This is a genomic window from Gulosibacter molinativorax (genome assembly GCF_003010915.2).
Taxonomy (GTDB): Bacteria; Actinomycetota; Actinomycetes; order Actinomycetales; family Microbacteriaceae; genus Gulosibacter; species Gulosibacter molinativorax.
This window is the reverse complement of the sequence record NZ_CP028426.1, coordinates 17840-35884: the sequence shown is the minus strand read 5'-3', so window position 1 is coordinate 35884 and position 18045 is coordinate 17840. Positions and strand designations below refer to the sequence as shown.

Here is an 18045-nt window from a genome sequence, read left to right as displayed (position 1 = left end):
CTTAGGACTCCTCTGGTAATTCTTTCGCGTCGGTCATTGCTTGGGACACGCCGAGGAACTGGATGGGGCCACCCGTCTCGGCGCTCGGAACGTAGAACAGCAGTTGATCGGTGTACGTGCGGTCAAACCCGGTGGCGCTCGTCTCGACGCCCGAGAGCACCGCGGTTCGGCCCGTCACCGTGATGCGGGCGCGGTCGTTGGCGGCCTTGAGAGTCTCGGTTTCCGTGATGGACACGGCGACAATGGCGCCGCCGTCGATCGAGGTGATCCCGATCGGGGCGGTCTTCGACGCCGCATAGGCGAAGCTGATCGTCACGACCTCTGGGTCGAGTTCATCCGACAGGCCTTTGCGATAGGCGTCGTTCACCTGCGCGCGCAAGGTGTCGTTCGTCGCATCGAACTTTGATGCGAACTCCGATTTGTCGCCCTTGGAGATGATGTCGGCGTAGGCGGGCGCGATCTCGGCAGGGTCCATCACGAGCGGCCCCTCGAGGTTCGCGATGCTGGGAGCGCCGACGCTGACCGGGGCTGCCTCGGGCAGCGAAATGCCGGCGGCAAGCTCGGTGAGCGACGCGATCTTGAAGTTCGAGCGCGCGTCTTCCTGCACGAGCATGATGGCCGCGGGCGAAACACTGGCGTCCGCGCCCTCGCCGGGGCTCACGACCGCGAATACCACGCGGGGCCACGCATCCGTCGCCTCCGGGATGGCGTAGACGATCTCGCCCGCCGGGAACGGAATTGGCCCCGCGAGCTCGCCGTCGATTTTTTGTGCCTCGTAGAGGGCGGTGCGGTACTGCAGAGCGTCGCCCGTGAATCGTCGCTCAAGGATGCTCGCATCCATCGCGTCGTCGGCCTCGGCCGCGAGATTGGCCGCGTCCGCCACGACGTCAGCGAGCTGAGCCTCATTCAGCGTGGGCGGCATCGCGCCTTCTTCGATGAGCGCCGCTTCCACGGTCGAGGTCGGCGTGCCGGTCGGGGCAATGTCGGCGTTGGTCCATTCGGCTGGCCAATACTGCGGCGCGCAGCCCGCGAGGGTCAGTGCAGCGACCGCCATGACCGGTGCCAGGAAGAACTGGCGCTTCGGCGCGCTCGAGCGGTTGCGGCCCCGCGGACGGCGCCACTTGGTGTCTTCGCTAGGCGACGACGCGTCGGCGGGTTCTGCGACAGGTTCCGGCTCGAGTTCTGCGACAGGTTCCGGCTCGGGTTCTGTTTCTGTCACGGGCTCGGGCTCGGGTTTTGTTTCCGTCACGGGCTCGGGCTCCGGTTCTGGTTCTGTTGCGGTCGCAGCCGCGGGTTCTGGCTCCGTTTCGGTCGGCGAAGCAACAGCAGGCGGCGCGAACGGCGAGGCCTCGGGCTCGCCAGGTTGCGTTGTCGCAACAGGACTCTCGATTGCCTCGGCGGCTTCGGTAGCCTCTGTTACCTCGCCAGCCTCGGTCGTCTCACCAGGCTCGGTCACTTCAGCTGCGGTTTCGCCCGCGGGCGTCGAATCACCCTCGGTGCTCGGCGCTGCGGCATCTGTCTCATCGACGGGAGGGGTGCCCGATTCCGCATCGGGCACCGCGAGGTGCGCTTTGCGCCTGCGCTTCGTGGTGTCATCCGGCGCACCGGCGTCGTCCGCCGCGTCCACCCAGGGCACGGGCGACCACTCGGCTTCGGTCATGGCCACGTCGCCAGCCGCCACCGCCTTGTCGCTGGCGGCCGCGCGCTTAGCAGCGAGGGCCGCCTCACGCTTAGTGCTCCGGCGGTGCATGAGTGCCCAGGCGAGCAGGGCGAGAGCGACGAGGAGGAGAATCGCACCAGCAGTCAGCAGCGGCCCGACGAGCGGCGCATAGCCACCGAACGGCCAACTAATTTGGATATCACTCGGGGCGGGGTCAGTCCCGTCCGCGGCGATGATCATCGAGTAGCCCGGCGAGACGACGAGGTCGAGCGACAGGGTGCCGTCCCCCGAGTGTTCCTCGAACCACAGGTCCTGACCCAGCACCGACGGCACCGTCGGCTCCGTGCCTGATTCGGTGAATACGAGCGCCAGCGTCTGCTGGTTGCGGGTGTCAGCGGTCTCATCGATCGTGACCGTGTTGTGCAGCGCATCCCCGACCCAAGCAGTAACGTCTTCCGTCCGACCAACCGCGACATTGATCGGTCCGTCTGCTTGAATCACGATCGATTGAGTACCTGCGCGCGAGGCGAGGGTTTCGGAACCAATCAACGTGATCGGTGCGGTCGACTCGGTACTACCGATTGCTGACACTTCGCTGACGTTCGAGGCCTGCGAATATTGGACCGCGCCGGTGATAAGCATCGCGACACTCGCAACGAATGCCACTGCTGCCAGGATGAATCGCACGCGTTCTCCTTATTACTAGATCGGGCAAGTTGCACAAAGCTGAGCGTTAAATCCTATCGCAACCGCGGATTTGTGACCTGATCGTGATCTGATCGTACGCTTTTCCATTACCCGGCGTGCGCCGCTCCGGGCGATTCCGACGCATCCTCCATCTAGACTTCAACCATCTCACTAGTGCGTTTTGCGCTTCACTCTTCACCTTGGAAGGACGGCTGTGGAAGGCTTCAACTTCACCACGACCATGCGCGGATACAATCGCGAGGAGGTTGACCAAGCTATTGGTGAGCTGCAGCAGCGGCTTCACGAAACGCAGTCGGCGCAGGACGGCGCGGCACGTGAAATTGCCACGTTGCGCGCTCAGGTGGAGAAGCTCAACGAGGACCTCAAGGAGGCCGACTCCCCGAGTTACGCGGGTCTTGGCACGAAGCTCGCGGGCACGCTTGCTACCGCTGAGGATCAGGCGTCACGCCTCGTCTCCGACGCAAACCGCGAGGCCGACGAGATTCGCGAAACCGCACAGCGCGAAGCCGTGAAGATCCACGAGGATGCGAACGATTACGCCGAGCGGGTCTCGAACGACGCGGATCAGTCGGCCCGTCGCATCGCCGCCGAGGCACAGTCGACGGCCGACCAGCTGGTCGAAAACGCTCGGCAGGAAGCCGAGCTCACCAAGCTCAATCAGGAGCGCGAAATCGACTCGGTCAAGGACCAGGTCACGTCCGAGCTCCGCGAGAAGCGCCACGCGACCGACCGCGAAATCGAGGCCGCCCACGCGCAGACAAACGAGGAGATCGCGCGTCAACGCCAGCAGCACGAGGAAGAGCTGGCCGTAGCCCTCGCGGCCCTTACCAAGCAACAGCGCGAGTTCGCCGACTACGAGGCGCAAACGCGTCACGCGCTCGATGAGGACCGGGAACGGTTCGAGCGCGAGTCGGTCGAACGCCGCGGCGAGTCGGAGCGCCAGCTCGGCGACATCCGCCGCACCCAGGAGCAGGAACTTGCCGAGGCCCAGGCCGCCTGGACGAGCCAGCAGACCATGCAGCGCGAACAACTCAATGCCGAAATCGCCCAGGCCCGAGCCCAGCTCGAAGATGAACTGACGTCGGCCCGTGCCAAGCACGACCGCGAGTTGGCAAACGAGCGCGAACTGCTCGAAACCGAACTCGCCGACAAGCGCACCAAGCTTGAGCTCGAACTCAACGAACTCCATGCCCGACAGACCCGCGAGCTTGAGCAGGAGCGCCAGCGCGTGACGACCGAGCTCGCCGAGTTGCGGGAGAATTCGCTACGCGAGCTCGCCAAGACGAAGAGCGACCAGGAAGTTGAGCTCGCCGAAAAGCGGAACGAGTTCGAGCAGCAGCTCGTCGTCGCCGGCCGAAACGCGGAGGCAGCCGCGAAGAAGCTCATCGATGACGCCACCGAGCAGCTCGCCGATCTCAATCAACGCAGCGAAATGGTCCGTCGCGAGGCAGGCAAGATCACCGCGGATGCGCGGCGTCGCGCGCAGGAAACGGTCCAGACCGCCGAGACGCAGGCCGCGAACCTGCTCGAGAACTCAAACCGCCAGGCCCGAGAGCGTGCCCGCGAGCTCGAGAACCGCAGCCGTGGCGAGCAGCAGCAGGCGGAACGACGCCTCAGCGAGATCCGTGAAGAGCGCGACCAGATCGCGGAGCATCTCGAGCAGATGCGTTCCGTGTTCTCGCAGTTGAACATCCCCACGATTCCGTCGACGGTGTCCGACGAGGCGCCGACGAACGCTGCCGCGCAGGCAGATGCGGCGCCCCAGGGTAAGGCCGAGGACGACGCACAGCGGCAGGCGCAGGACGCCGACAATCAGGGTTCCGGCTCGAACGAGGATGCAGCGGAGGAATCCGTCCCGAGTTCGCAGGACGCAAAGCGCTCCTAGACCATGGAGAAGCGCACCTGGAGCGTCGAGAATCCGTTTAAGATCGGGTTTCTCGGCGCTCTTGGTGCGCTCGTCGCGCTGCTGCTGGCCGGGATTCTCGGCTCGATATCGACGGTCCTTACCTACATCGGGGCGGCGCTTTTTCTCGCACTCGGCTTCGATCCGCTGATTTCTTTTCTCGAGCGCAAGAAGTGGCCGCGCCCCGTCGCGATGCTCGTGCTGTTCGTCGGCGTGCTCGTGATCATCGTGCTCGTCGTCTGGGCGATCGTGCCATCCATTACCGAACAGGTCAACGAACTGTCGATTCGCTACGGCGCGATCATCGGCGACCTGCTCAACTCCAATATCGTGGAGTGGCTCAGCGCAAACTTCCCCGCCCTCGATGTCCAGGCGGCGATCGCTCAGGCCACCTCGTGGCTGCAGCAGAACGCGGCATCCATCACGGGTGGCGTCCTCCAGGTCGGCGTCGGCATCATCAACGGCCTATTCGGAGTGCTGATTGTCTTCATCCTGATGATCTACTTCGTCACGAGCATGAACACGATCAAGCAGGGTTTCTACCAGCTCACTCCCGCATCCAATCGAGCATCGACGATGGAGATCACGGAGGAGATCACCGGCTCCGTCGGTAAGTACGTCGTTGGCCAGATTTCGCTCGGCCTGATCAATGGCGTGCTCTCGTTTATCTTCTTGTCGCTCATCGGCGCAACGATGCCCATGGTGTTCGCCGTGATCGCCTTCCTCGGCTCGCTCATCCCCATGGTGGGGACGATCAGCGCATCCACGATCATCGTGCTGTCGCAGCTCATCCTGAATGATCCGAACTCGCCGATCTGGTGGATCGCCGCGATTTACTACCTGGTCTACATGCAGATCGAGGCGTACCTGATCAGCCCTCGGATCATGTCGTCGGCGGTGAAGGTGCCCGGTTCGATCGTCGTCATCGCCGCGCTGACCGGCGGTACGCTCCTTGGTTTGCTCGGTGCGCTTATTGCGATCCCGGTCGCCGCGAGCCTGATCATCATCGTGCGCAAGGTGATCATCCCCCACCAGAACGCGCGGTAGCGCGGGCAGGCTAAGCCACTCGCCAACACTGATTGTGCCAGTGTCGGCGATCGGCGAGGGCCGAGTCGTCGCCCATGATGCTGTCGGCCTGCCACACGGCGACGTGTGCGGTGCCAGGTAAGACGTCGCGCCCGCAACCGGGACAGATATAGACCTTGACGGCCCGCTCGGCGCGGATGGGCTGGACGGTGTACTCCCGGCCGCGCTTGATTTCGGTGCGACGGAAGCCGCCCTGGAGTCGCTCGACGTCGAGCGGCTCCCAGCCGGCGTCGCGTTTGCTGCTTCGTCCACGGGGATGCTGGCGGCGGGGTTTATTGGAACGAGGCATGCCTCTAGTCTTACGCAGGAATTGCAAAACGGCCCGATCCTTGCGGATCGGGCCGTTTGAAGTTCCAACATTCAGCTCACTCGGAAGAGCGGGGCTGGTTTAGTACCAATACCGTTCAGTTAGCAGCGACTGACGCTGATCGTCGTCTGCTTAGCAGGCTGGGGCCAGTCGGCGTGCTCGGCACGTTTGACGTGCCACTTCACGTACTTCCGTTTCACCACCCGGGGAGCAGAACGGCGTCGACGCACGGGATTGAGCCGCGCAAGGAGCCGGCGAAGGAACCCGAGCCAGCCGGGACCGTCGCGGTCATGCTGGTCAGGGGAAAAAAGCGCCCGGATGGGCGAGGGTTTGACGAGTGATCCGCAACGCAGCAACAAAACTCACCCGGTCCGGATCATGCCCTTGATGGGCGGCAGCCTCGCCCATCAAGGACCGGATCGCGAAGTGGCAGCACAAGTGTCCCCAGATCTCCTGCAACACCAGATCCGGAGACTTGGAACGCAGCACCGTACGCGGCCCTCGTTGGTGGGTCTTGAGCTCGTCGAAGGCCAGCTCGATCTCCCACCGCTGGGAATAACCGGCGGCCAGCTGCGTGGCAGACACCTCATCCGGATCAAGCAGGGTTGTGAACAGACGGTATCGCTCGGGATGTTCGCGGCCGTCATCGATCGTGTAGTCGATCACGCGCACGCGCATCGGCTCGGCCCGCCGGGCTGCGGCCGAGTGCGTCTGGCGCAGGTCAGCCAGCCACGACCCGTCGGGTAGATCCGCGACGTGGACCGGCTTCGGTGCGCTCTTGTCGGTGCGGATCCGCCACAACAAGTCCGCGCCGGTCGCGGTAGCCTTCCGCCACAGGGCGTAGGAGAAGAACCCGCGGTCGGCGGTGAGCACCATCCCCCGTTGCAGCTTCGGCACAAGCCGCGCAGCGAGGGTCGCTTCGGATTCGCGGTAGGGGCCGATCTCAGCAGCGAAGATGGCGTGGGTGCCACACTCCGCCAACGCCACGACCCGGGCTTGGGGGAACGCGGACTGCTCGCCCTTGCTGGTCGCAGGTCGACCGAAGTGCGCGTGGTTCACCGCAGTGTCGGCAACATCGAGGCACATTCCATCGATCGCGACCAGCCGACGGCCCGCCAACCAGACACCCGGCGTGCTCGCGTCACCGATCGGGTTCGCGACTCGCTCGAACAGCGCAGCCAACGGTTCGAACCCCAACCGGGCCCGAGCTTGGAAGATCGCAGACTTGCTCGGTGGTGTGTAGGTTTCGGTCCAGCCAGAGGCCCAGGACAGGCCATCGGTCAATTGCGACCAGATGTCCTCGTACGACCCCTCCGAGTACAGCGCCATTCCGATGGAGAAATACGCCATCACCCGCGCCGGTAGCGAGCGATGACGTTGCTCGGTACGACCTGTCTCGGCGATCACGTCATCGACCACGCCGGGCGGGAACACCCGCGTCAGCACACCGACCGACACCAAATCCGACAACCGACGTTCGGACTCCGACTTCTTCCACCCAGCTCTTGGCATACCACCAAACTACACCGCTGTAACCCTAACTGAACGGTATTGGGTTTAGTACCAGTTGTTGGCGTCCCAAAACGACTTAGCTCCACACGGGGAACCATAGCGACCATTCATGTAGTCGATAGCCCAGTTGATTTGCACAATCGGGTCAGACCGGTACGCGGGGTCGTTTTGCATATCCATGGACTGCCCAAGGCCATACGTACCCGAAGATGGGTTCTGCGCATTCGGGTTCCAGCTCGACTCATGATCGATGATGAAGTCGAAACAGGTCCATTGGTCACCCATACCGCGTTCATTGAGCATCTGCTGCGCGGTTGCCTGCAGAGAGCCAGGGCTGTACGAAACCGATGACTGGTAGTTGGAGGAGCTGCTTTCGCTCGAAGACGAGGACGAATACTCGTCGCTCGACGTGTCGGCGGGTGCCGCTTCCTCGGTGGGCGTCGACTCTTCCGCGGTCTGCGTGGGCTCGGGCTCTGGCTCGGGAGTGGGTTCCGGCTCAAGCTCGGCTTGCACGGAGTCGGTACGCTCGAGGGTGCCCTTCGAGTCGTCCGCCGCGGTCACTAGGTTGGCCTGGTAACTCTGCGACTGCGAATTGGTGATCTCGGCAAGCGAGGGTGCCTCGGCCGCATCGGCCACGGAAGCAGTGCCGGTTGGCTGGAGAAGTCCGACTGCCGCGATACCCGCAAGCGCGCACGTGGCGCCAATTGCGATGAACGCGCGATTGCGTCGTCCATGGCTGAGCGTTGCGGGCTTGGGTGCGCGGGTCGAACCGGTGCGCATCGTGTCGGTAATCAAGAATTGCCTCTCGTTGGAACAAGAACGCATCCAACGATAACGGAATGGTTACGGAGAGGCAACGGGTCTGTTATAAACTCCCAGGTTCGGCTCAGACCGGGCCCCGCAATGCGACCGTTCCGAGACAAACTAGCGAATGGCGAGCATCACGTCGACCACGGCGTCGATGAGCAGGTCGACTTGCCCCTCGCTGTAGCCGCGGCGCTTCGAGGAAAACGCGACACCTCGTGCTTCACGAAGCGTCATCGGCGCCTTGCCACGCAGGAAGTCGTCGATTCGTTCGCTGAATGCATCCACTTCACCCACCGCGTAGCCGCGCTGGAACGCCGAGACGCGCTCGAACCGCTCCCCCGGGCCGCGCTCAAGGCGTTTCAGAATGGCGCGCGCCGCATCCTTTGTCTCAGCGAGGTATTCCTCCTTGCCGATCTGCGACACCCGCTCCTCCTGCTCACGAACGGCCACCGCATCCTCGAGTCGCTCGAGGGCCGCGTCCACGTGCGGCGCCGAATAACCGCGCTTACGCATCGTGAATGCCGTGTGGCGGATGCTCTTCGCCGTGAGCCGCTTTCCGCCGGAGGCGTTGTCGAAGTTCTCGTATCGCTCGCGGGCGACAGCGAGCGCACGCTCGACCTCGTCTTGGTCGTAACCAAACTCGCCGCGAGGCGCTGTGGGGAAAAGGGCTTCAGATGTCACCCGACTATTCTGCCCCATCCCGTGATGAACGAATGCACAAACGCGGAAGTTGCTCAGTGCATGAGCGGCGCGGCCCAGAAATAGAGCGCAAATGCCATCGCGCCCGAGGGCAACATGGAGTCAAGGCGGTCCCAAAAGCCGCCGTGGCCGGGGAGCCAGTTCGACATGTCCTTGATACCGAGCGCGCGCTTGATCATCGACTCGGTGAGGTCACCGACCGTGGCGGTAATCGTAATGGCGACGCCCATCACGATGCCGAACCACCAGGGCAGGCCGAGCAGATAGATGCAGAGCAGAATTCCGGCGATGACGGCGAACACGGTGCCGCCGATTGAGCCTTCCCAAGTCTTACCGGGGCTGATGCGTGGCGCGAGCTTGTGCTTGCCGAACTTGAGCCCCGTGGCATACGCGCCCGTGTCGACGCACACCACCACGATGATGAATGCGAGCGCCCAATACTCGCCGTTGGGTTGGGCCACGAGCAGCGCCGAGAACGATCCGAGGAAGGTCGCGTAGAGCTGCGCGAAAATGATTGCGGTCGCATCGACCTGCAATTGCTTCGCGCTCAGGCGCGGCTTCTCGAGGACCCATTCCACGACCCGCCAAAGCAAGACGACGATCGTGCCCGCGATCAGCGCCGCCCACATCCATTCGGCGCCGAGGTAGAACGCCGCCGGCACCACTGCGAATGTCATCGCGACCGAAGGAATGCGGGGGATGCGCAGGCCCACTCGTCGCATTGCCGTCGAGAGTTCTACGACGAGCACCGCGACCATCGCGATGCCCAAGATGATGAACCAGCGCTTATCGATGAGCAGGCTCGCGAGCACCGCCGCGATCATCACGAAGGCGATCGCAATGGCGCTGCCGAGATTTCGCCCGCTTCGTTCGTTGACCTGATCGTTGATCTCGCGAACGCGTTTGCCGATTCGGAGCGCCTCTTCTTCGAGCGAACGCCCCGCTAGCCCAGGATTCCCGACGACACCACGAAGCGGGGCGTCGGTATCACCGGCGTCCCGCTTCGCGTCGTCTCGAGCATCCTCGGTCACGGCTAGACCTCGAGTAGGTCAGCTTCCTTTGCCTTGAACGCGTCGTCGACGCGATCCGTGTAGGTCTTCGTGATCTTGTCGAGTTCCTTCTCGGCGCGCGCGATGTCGTCGTCGCCGATCTCGCCCTCGAGCGCGTCGAGGTCGCTCTTCGACTTGCGGCGGATGTTGCGCACCGCGACGCGGGCATCCTCCGCCTTGTCGCGAGCAAGCTTCACGTACTCCTGACGACGCTCCTTGGTGAGTTCCGGCATCACTACGCGCACGATGTTGCCGTCGTTCTGCGGGTTCACGCCGAGGTTCGGCTGTGACGCGATCGCTTTCTCAATTTCTTTGAGTGCCGACTTGTCGTACGGGGTGATGACGAGCATCCGGGCCTCGGGCTGCTGGAACGACGCGAGCTGACCCATCGGAGTCGGGGTGCCGTAGTAGTCAACCAGCAGCTTGTCGAAGAGGGCCGGGTTCGCACGTCCGGTGCGGATGTTGCCGAACTGCTCGTGAGCGTGTTCGAGTGCCTTCTCCATTTTTTCTTTGGTCTCGGCAAGTACCTCAGAGATCACGTTGTGTCCTTTCGCTGCTGGGTCTCCCCCATCCTACTGATACCGGGAGCTGGGGATTACGAAGCGGTCGAAATACCGCTCACGTTGTTCGACACGAGGGTGCCGATCTCTTCGCCCAGCAGCGCGCGCTCGATGTTGCCATCGGGATGCATGCCAAAGACGCGCATGTCCATGCTGTTGTCCATGCAAAGGCTGAACGCGGTCGAGTCGACGACCTTGAGCCCCGTCTGCAGCGCATCCTGGTACGAGACCGATTCGATCATCTTGGCGTCGGGGTCGGTTCGCGGATCGGCGGTGTAGACGCCGTCGACCCCGTTCTTCGCGACGAGGAGCGCGTCCGCACGAATCTCGAGCGCGCGCTGCGCCGCGACCGTGTCGGTAGAGAAATAGGGCAGGCCGGCACCCGCACCGAAGACGACGACGCGTCCCTTTTCCATGTGGCGCTCGGCCCGAAGTGGAATGTAGGGCTCGGCGACCTGACGCATCTCGATCGCCGACTGGACGCGCGCCGTGGCGCCTGCCTGCTCGAGGAAGTCCTGCAACGCGAGGGCATTCATGACGGTGCCGAGCATCCCCATGTAGTCCGCGCGGCCGCGGTCCATGCCCGAGTTCGCGAGCTGAGCACCGCGGAAGAAGTTTCCGCCACCCACGACGATGGCAATTTGTACGCTCTCGGCAGCGCGCGCAATCTCGCGCGAAATGTTCGTCAGCGTGTCAGGGTCGACACCGAGCCGACCGCCACCGAACGCTTCGCCCGACAGCTTGAGCAAGACACGACGCGGCTTGCGTGAGGAAGTTGGCAATTGCGCTCCTAAGTTCAGTCATAGACGGCGCTAGCTACCCTAGTTGCCAGCGCCAGGAAATCGTCGGTATACGCACTGGGGCGGTCAGCTTTTCAGCTGACCGCCCCAGTGCGATTCACCAGTCGGAATTGACTAGGCGTCTGCCTCTTCCGAAGCTTCGACGCCTACGCCCACCTTGAGACGAGCGAAGTCAGCGATCTTGAGACCAGCCTGCTCCGCGATCTGAGCAACGGTGTGCTTCGGGTCGCGGGCGTACTCCTGCTCGTTGAGCACAATCTGCTTGAAATATGCGCCGAGGCGGCCTTCAACGATCTTCGGGAGTGCGGCCTCAGGCTTCCCCTCGGCGCGGGTCAGGTCTTCGACAACCTTGCGCTCACGTGCGATGTCCTCTTCCGAGACATCCTCACGGTTGAGCACCGACGGGTTCGCGAACGCGATGTGCTGCGCGATACCGTGTGCGGTCTCCTCGTCGCCACCCTCGTAGCCAACGACGACGCCAACCTGCGGCGGGAGGTCCTTGGAGGTGAGGTGCATGTAGATGTCGAACTTCTCGCCCTTGACCGAACGAACGTTGCGCAGCTCGAACTTCTCGCCGATAACTGCGGCGACGCCGTCGATGAGCTCGGCAACGGTCTGGTCACCGGCAGGAGCCGCGAGCGCCTCAGCGGCGTTCGTTGCGCCCGCAGCAGCGGCAGCCTCGAGGACCTGGTTGGCCAGGTCGATGAACTTCTCGCCCTTGGCGACGAAGTCGGTCTCGCAGTTGAGTTCGATGATGGTCGCGGTCCCGTTGCCGTTGTCCTTGGCAGCGATCAGACCCTCAGCGGCCGAACGGTCAGCGCGCTTGGCGTTACCCTTCGCACCCTTGAGGCGGAGGAGCTCAATGGCCTTGTCCATGTCGCCGTCGGCCTCGTCGAGAGCCTTCTTGGTGTCGGTCAGGCCGGTGCCGAGCTGCTCGCGCAGCGCCTTAACGTCAGCAATGGTGAAGTTTGCCATATGGTTCGCTCTCCCTTTTGGTTACTTGGTCTCTTCGGCCGCAGCGGCCTCAGTTGCAGTTTCGGTTGCCTCGGTAGCCGATTCCTGAGTGGCTTCCGCGGTCTCCGACTCCTGGTTCTCGCCCTGCTTGAGGAGTTCGAGCTCCCACTCGGCGAGCGGCTCTGCGGCCTGCTCCGACTCGCTCGGCTTCTGGTGACGGGTCATGAGACCCTCAGCAGCGGCGTCGGCGATGATGCGGGTGAGCAGCGCAACCGAACGGATTGCGTCGTCGTTGCCCGGGATCGGGAAGTCGACGTCGTCCGGGTCGCAGTTCGTGTCGAGGATCGCGACGACGGGGATACCAAGCTTCTTGGCCTCGTCGATCGCGAGGTGCTCCTTGTTGGTGTCGACGATCCACAGCGCGGACGGCGTGCGGGTCATATTGCGGATACCACCAAGGGTCTTCTCCAGCTTGTCACGCTCGCGACGCTGGATGAGGAGCTCCTTCTTCGTGTAGCCCTTCGACGTGTCGTCGAAGTCGACCATGTCGAGTTCCTTGAGGCGGTTGAGGCGCTTCTGCACGGTCTGGAAGTTCGTGAGGAGGCCACCGAGCCAGCGCTGGTTGACGTAGGGCTGGTTGACGCGGGTTGCCTGCTCGGCGATTGCTTCCTGAGCCTGCTTCTTCGTACCAACGAATAGGATGGTGCCGCCGTGTGCGACGGTCTCCTTCACGAAGTCGTATGCCTTGTCGATGAAGGCGAGCGACTGCTGAAGGTCAAGAATGTAGATGCCCGAGCGGTCGGTGAAGATGAAGCGCTTCATCTTCGGGTTCCAGCGACGGGTCTGGTGGCCGAAGTGGACACCGGCGTCAAGAAGCTGACGCATTGAGACGACTGCCATGGTCGTAGTCTCCTAGGGTTGGGCACGTCAAACGACGCGCATTGCGGTTATTAGTGTCGGATCAAGTCGCGACAATCCTGGTGCCCGGGGCCACGCCCACCCCATCGCAAGCGATGGGGACCGAGGGGCGCACCACTACCGGACACGCGAAGTCAGCCCGTTTTCACAGACTGCAGGTAAGAGTTTAGCGCTTAACTCCCCCGCTGGCACACCCCGACAAGACTCACTTCAAGTGCCCGCGAAACACCCTCGATGCCTCACATAAAAAGGCCCGTGAAACGGTGACGCTCAAGGCATGGGAAGTGAGTTGTCAATGGCCGCCCGAATAGAGATCACCCGGAAGTATGCCCGGCAGTACGCCAACGCCTCGAAAAAGGACCGTGGCCGGCTGTTGGACGAGGTCGTCGCGGTCACGGGCTGGTCCCGCGATAACGCCCGACGCCGACTCGCGAAAGCCTCCAAACCAGGACCACGGGCCGTTACGACCGAACGCAAACCACGGCCACGGAAGTATTCCTACGACGCGACCAAGGTACTGCAGCGGGTGTGGGCCGCGACCGGCGGCCAGTGCGGCAAATACCTCGCCGTCTCCATGCCACTACAGCTCGATGCCCTCGAACGCCACCACGAACTCGTTCACGGCCAGCAGCGGTACTCGCCCGACGTACGCGAAGAGTTGCTCGCGATGAGCGCGGCCACGATCGACCGGTACCTCGCCCCGGCCCGCGCCAGCGACCCGCTGCGCGGGATCAGCACCACAAAACCCTCACCCTTGCTGCGTTCCTCGATCCAGATCCGCAAAGCCGGTGACGAAGTCGAGGACGAGCCCGGGTTCTTCGAGGGCGACACCGTCGCGCACTGCGGCCCCACGCTGAAGGGCGAGTTCGCACGGACATTGAACCTGACCGACATGCGCACGGGGTGGGGGTTCACCCGCTCGATCCGGAACAACGCGACTATCCACATCCTCGCCGCGCTCGACGCAGGTGTCACCAGCATCCCGTTCGAAGTCACCGGCTTAGACTTCGATAACGGCAGCGAGTTCATCAACCACGAAGTGATCGGTTGGGCCGCGGACCGGAAGATTTTCTTCACCCGCTCACGCCCGTATAAGAAAAACGATCAGGCCACGATCGAGTCGAAGAACAACCATCTCGTGCGGCACTACGGCTTCTACTGGCGGTATGACACCCCCGAAGCGCTGACGCTACTGAACCAGCTGTGGCCGCTGGTCAATGACCGGTTGAACTATTTCACACCCACGATCAAACCCACCGGCTACAGCACCGACCGCGTCGGCCGCCGCAAACGGGTGTACGACGACCCGCGAACCCCGTTCGATCGGCTCCTGGACGCGGAAGTGCTCGCTCCCGCGCAGATCGCGGAATTGACCGCGTACCGCGACAGCCTGAACCCCGCCGAACTCGCCCGCCGGATCGTGTCCCTCCAACGCCGGTTGACCGGCCTCGCGCAGCGCCCGACGCTGGAGTTGGAAGCCGCGACCGTGAAGCCACTGCCTGACACCAGTCGTGGGGTGCGTCGCAAAGCGAGCTAACCCGTGCCCGCGAAACCCTGGCCCGGGTTGGGCACGATTTCGCGGGCATTCACAAGTGAGGCATGGAGATCATTTCGCGGGCATATTGACATGAGGCATCTCGCACCCCTGACTTGTGGATGCGCGCTTTTCCACAGCCTGCCCGCATCTTCGAGCGGAATCGCCCTGATCATTCAACGATAGGCGCATGATCTCGTTCGTTGGAGCCCGCGTACTCGGCTCACTCCTCGCCCTCACCATCGGCGCCTGGATATTGCCGGCGCCAGCCCCGGCCGTAGGCTCCGGCTCCGTGCCGAGCGTCGTAGACACCGAGACGGTCGAGCCCGGGATCTGGTCTTGGCCGCTCGAGCCCGTCCCTGACGTCACGCGCCCCTTCGACCTGCCCCATCCGTACGGCGCGGGCCACCGTGGCGTCGATCTCAATGCCGCGACGGGTGCACCCGTGCTCGCGCCCGACGACGGCATCGTGCATTTCGTCGGCTGGGTTGTTGATCGCCCGGTCCTCTCGATCGCGCATCCGAATGGGCTCCTCTCGAGCTTTGAACCCATTACCGCGTTGGTCGCGAAGGGGGATGCGGTGGCCCGCGGCCAGGTGATCGGTCACGTAGCAGAGGACCCGGCCCATTCGCCAAGTGGCGGACTGCACCTCGGTGCCCGGGATGGCGACGCCTATATCGACCCGCTCGCGCTGCTCGGTGCCGTGCCGCGCGCCGTGCTTCTACCTCTCGGCACCCCATAGTGACGAGTTCCTACCCTCAACCTCCCGCCGAAGCTTTGCCACCCACTCGAAACGAGGAACACATGACCACCCGCCCCGCTTCGTCACGGGAACGTGACCGATCACTCGCACTCCCCCTCAGACTGTTCCTCGCGTTCAGCACCGTTATCGCGATCGCGTGCTGCTGGTTGTGGCTCGGCACCGGTGCGGCCAAGGCCGCGGATGCAGGCCCCGGTTACTCGAAGGACGACACCGCCGCCAGCTTCATTGGCGCGCTTACCTTCGATCGCCAGAATGCGTATTGCATCCAGCTCACCGTCGAATCGCCGATCGGTGCCCCGACACGGAAGCTTCGCACCGACGAAGCCACGCCGCAGGTCGTCGCGTCGCTCGATCCGCTCACGCTCGCACAGCTTAACTGGGCGATCTCGACGACCGGTCGTTCGAGCGATCCGCGGGACACCGCCGCAACGGCCCTCTTCGTGTGGGAGACCGCCGACCCCGAGCACTACCGCGGCGACCAGCATTATCTCGGGTTCCTTCCCGTTGAAGTGCGCGATGCTGTGGCCGAGCGCCTCGATGCAATTCGCTCGGGTGCCCGCGACGTCAAGGTGTCGAAACCCCGGTCGAATATCAGCACGTCGCTTTCGGTTTCGGATGCGGGCGTGCCAGTGTTATCGGTCGGCAACGTTCCCGCGGGGATGGTCGTCGATGTCGCGCTCACCGGCGCGACGGTCGACGGTGAGCCGACGCTCCAGCTCGGTTCGGGCTCGTCGCACGAGGTCCCGCTTGCGGCCAAGAAGGACGCGAAGGAAGTTCGCGCGGATGTCTCGGTGAAATCGGCCGAACACCATTGGGCGCCTTCGGTTCAGGTGCTCGTGACCGAGGGGCGACAGCTGCTCATTCAGTCGGCCACCGGATTCGGAACAACGCAGGACCTCGTCGTGTCACTCTCGCCGAAGGTCACGCCCGGCCTGGCAAGCACCTCCAAGCCGAAAGCATCGCCGACACCCTCGGCCACCCTTGGTAGTTCGTCGAGACCGCAAGTCTCCCCGTCACCGTCGGCGACGCCGTCCGCGACGCCGAAGCCAGCACCTACCCGAACGACCGTGCCGAAGGACACTCCGGCGCCAGCCGCGAAGCCGAAGCAGACAACCGCGCCCGTGGCGACGCCGACAACCGCGCCTACGCCGAAGCCAGCAGAATCCACCGCACCGAGATCAAAGCCACGCGAGACTCCCGCGCCTGAACCCACGCCCGATACGACGCCGAGCCCGAAGCCGGAGCAGATCGCGAAACCTGAGCCAGTTCCGACAACGGAATCGGCACCTGAACCCGAGGCTGTCATTGAACCCGAACCCGAACCAATAACGGAGCCAGACGCAGAGCCACATAGCGAGCCCGAATCCGAGACTGACACTAGCTCTAACGCTGAATCATCCGACGAGGCGACCGCTAAGCCTGCGCCGCAAACGGCATCACCGGCAGACACACAGTCCACGCCGCAAGCGTCGCCTGCACCCAGCGTGACGCCAACGAAACCGTCCGAACCGCATCCTTCGACGGACCTCGTGACACCTGCGCCCGACTCTGAAACGACCGCCGCAACACCCACCGAGACGATGGCCCCGGATGAGCTCGCCCAAACCGGAGCGAACCCCCTGGCTTGGCTGATCCCCGCTGGATTCGGAATCACGTGTGTCGGTGCGGGCGGGTGGCTGCTCTCGCGATCGGTTCAGCGCCGAAAGGAGCGCGCCGACACGTGGTGATCCCACTCAAGGCCGTGGACCGGTGACCATGACACAATTCGCGCCTCGGGGATTGAGGAATCACTCATCCCGGAGGCGCGAATTGTGCCGCGCGGGCTTATTCATGCTGTCGCTACGCGCGAGGATGCGCCCGACGATACGTCTCCCGCAAACGTTCCGCGGAAACGTGCGTATAAATCTGCGTGGTCCCGAGGTCAGCGTGCCCGAGAAACTCCTGCACCCCACGAAGGTCGGCCCCGCCATCAAGCAGGTGCGTCGCGGCCGTGTGCCGGAATGCGTGCGGACCGGCCGGGCCCGAACCCGGGGCATGCTCGAGCAAGCGGCGGGACAGCTCGTAGACGGTGCGCGGATTGATCCGCCCACCGCGAGCGCCGAGGAAAAGCGCGTCCCCCGAATCGTCGTCCTCGAGCGCCGTCCTCCCCTGCGCGAGCCATGCGGTCACGGCTTCGGCCGCGGGCTGCCCGAACGGCACCACGCGCTCCTTATTTCCCTTCCCGATCACGCGCACCACACGTTCCGTGAGATCGATCGAGGCGATGTCGAGGGAACACAGTTCGGATACGCGCACGCCGGTGGCGTACAGCAGCTCGACGATCGCGAGATCGCGCAACGCAACGGGGTCATCGGTGGCAGCGCGCCCGCGAAGGTCGCTAAAGATGTCGTCCATGGCGTCGGTGGAGACCATGCGCGGGAGCGAACGGCCGGACTTCGGCGAACGAAGCCGACGGGCTGCATCCGGACCGCGCCCCGTATTGTGCAGCCATGCAGTGAATCCTCGAGCGCTCGAGGCTCGCCGCGCGATAGTCGAGGAGGCATAGCCTGCCTTCGTTTCCTGCCACAGCCAGTCACGAAACTGCTCGAGATCGAGCGATTCCGTGTCGCCTTGGCCTGCTCGTGCATCCGCCAGGAAATCGGCGAAATGGCTGAGGTCGCTCTCGACCGCACGGCATGTGTGATCGGAGCGACCGTGTTCGAGGGAAAGCGCGCGCACGTAGTCGCGGATCGCATCCCTCAGGTTCGCCATTCGTCCATCGTAGGCGGCGCCCGGCGCGAATCGC

General features: G+C 63.8%; 16 protein-coding genes. 5 read left to right on the top strand and 11 right to left on the bottom strand.

Annotated elements, in window-relative coordinates; all coding sequences use genetic code 11:
• Position 1: 1 nt before the first annotated feature.
• Positions 2–2347 (bottom strand): hypothetical protein, encoded by a 2346-nt coding sequence (locus GMOLON4_RS00180; RefSeq protein WP_026937767.1) that lies wholly within the window; start codon positions 2345–2347, stop codon positions 2–4.
• 241 nt (positions 2348–2588) lie between these two features.
• Here GMOLON4_RS00180 and GMOLON4_RS00175 point away from each other — a divergent pair, with 241 nt between their 5' ends.
• Together GMOLON4_RS00175 and GMOLON4_RS00170 are read left to right on the top strand one after the other, a co-directional pair.
• Positions 2589–4253 carry a DivIVA domain-containing protein gene (locus GMOLON4_RS00175; protein ID WP_156892066.1) on the top strand — a complete coding sequence of 555 codons (1665 nt, stop codon included), beginning with the start codon at positions 2589–2591 and terminating at the stop codon, positions 4251–4253.
• Positions 4254–4256: 3 nt separating this feature from the next.
• Positions 4257–5318, top strand: coding sequence for an AI-2E family transporter (locus tag GMOLON4_RS00170; protein ID WP_026937769.1), 1062 nt, complete (start codon positions 4257–4259; stop codon positions 5316–5318).
• A gap of 10 nt (positions 5319–5328) precedes the next feature.
• On the opposite strand, the gene GMOLON4_RS00165 is transcribed toward GMOLON4_RS00170, so the two are convergent.
• The 9 genes from GMOLON4_RS00165 to rpsB form a co-directional block, all read right to left on the bottom strand.
• On the bottom strand, positions 5329–5646 hold the full coding sequence (locus GMOLON4_RS00165; protein ID WP_026937770.1) for a hypothetical protein: 318 nt from the start codon (positions 5644–5646) through the stop codon (positions 5329–5331).
• A gap of 315 nt (positions 5647–5961) precedes the next feature.
• The gene (locus tag GMOLON4_RS00160) at positions 5962–7176 is read right to left on the bottom strand and encodes an IS4 family transposase (RefSeq protein WP_026937887.1); all 1215 of its coding nucleotides are present in this window, start codon (positions 7174–7176) and stop codon (positions 5962–5964) included.
• Between the two features lie 45 nt (positions 7177–7221).
• A complete protein-coding gene (locus GMOLON4_RS00155; RefSeq protein ID WP_051267393.1) occupies positions 7222–7971 on the bottom strand; it encodes an aggregation-promoting factor C-terminal-like domain-containing protein in 750 nt (249 codons plus the stop codon).
• Between the two features lie 129 nt (positions 7972–8100).
• Positions 8101–8664, bottom strand: coding sequence for a DivIVA domain-containing protein (locus tag GMOLON4_RS00150; RefSeq protein WP_026937817.1), 564 nt, complete (start codon positions 8662–8664; stop codon positions 8101–8103).
• Positions 8665–8717: 53 nt separating this feature from the next.
• The gene (locus GMOLON4_RS00145) at positions 8718–9713 is read right to left on the bottom strand and encodes a phosphatidate cytidylyltransferase (RefSeq protein ID WP_051267390.1); all 996 of its coding nucleotides are present in this window, start codon (positions 9711–9713) and stop codon (positions 8718–8720) included.
• 2 nt (positions 9714–9715) lie between these two features.
• Positions 9716–10270, bottom strand: coding sequence for a ribosome recycling factor (gene frr, locus GMOLON4_RS00140; RefSeq protein ID WP_026937816.1), 555 nt, complete (start codon positions 10268–10270; stop codon positions 9716–9718).
• A 56-nt stretch (positions 10271–10326) separates the two neighbouring features.
• The gene (gene pyrH, locus GMOLON4_RS00135; RefSeq protein WP_026937815.1) at positions 10327–11073 is read right to left on the bottom strand and encodes a UMP kinase; all 747 of its coding nucleotides are present in this window, start codon (positions 11071–11073) and stop codon (positions 10327–10329) included.
• 132 nt (positions 11074–11205) lie between these two features.
• Complete coding sequence (gene tsf / locus GMOLON4_RS00130) at positions 11206–12066, bottom strand: translation elongation factor Ts (RefSeq protein ID WP_026937814.1); 861 nt, start codon at positions 12064–12066, stop codon at positions 11206–11208.
• Between the two features lie 21 nt (positions 12067–12087).
• Positions 12088–12945 (bottom strand): 30S ribosomal protein S2, encoded by an 858-nt coding sequence (rpsB, locus tag GMOLON4_RS00125; protein ID WP_026937813.1) that lies wholly within the window; start codon positions 12943–12945, stop codon positions 12088–12090.
• Between the two features lie 313 nt (positions 12946–13258).
• Between rpsB and GMOLON4_RS00120 the strand changes: the two genes are divergently transcribed.
• The 3 genes from GMOLON4_RS00120 to GMOLON4_RS00110 all read left to right on the top strand — a co-directional run bounded on the left by GMOLON4_RS00120 (position 13259) and on the right by GMOLON4_RS00110 (position 16987).
• Positions 13259–14500, top strand: coding sequence for a DDE-type integrase/transposase/recombinase (locus GMOLON4_RS00120; protein ID WP_181244158.1), 1242 nt, complete (start codon positions 13259–13261; stop codon positions 14498–14500).
• A 187-nt stretch (positions 14501–14687) separates the two neighbouring features.
• Positions 14688–15239, top strand: a complete 552-nt coding sequence (locus GMOLON4_RS00115; RefSeq protein WP_026937311.1) for a M23 family metallopeptidase — start codon at positions 14688–14690, stop codon at positions 15237–15239.
• A gap of 62 nt (positions 15240–15301) precedes the next feature.
• Positions 15302–16987 carry a hypothetical protein gene (locus tag GMOLON4_RS00110; protein ID WP_026937310.1) on the top strand — a complete coding sequence of 562 codons (1686 nt, stop codon included), beginning with the start codon at positions 15302–15304 and terminating at the stop codon, positions 16985–16987.
• 112 nt (positions 16988–17099) lie between these two features.
• Here the strand turns inward: GMOLON4_RS00110 and GMOLON4_RS00105 are convergent, their stop codons facing one another.
• On the bottom strand, positions 17100–18011 hold the full coding sequence (locus GMOLON4_RS00105; protein ID WP_035733097.1) for a tyrosine recombinase XerC: 912 nt from the start codon (positions 18009–18011) through the stop codon (positions 17100–17102).
• Positions 18012–18045 lie beyond the last annotated feature (34 nt).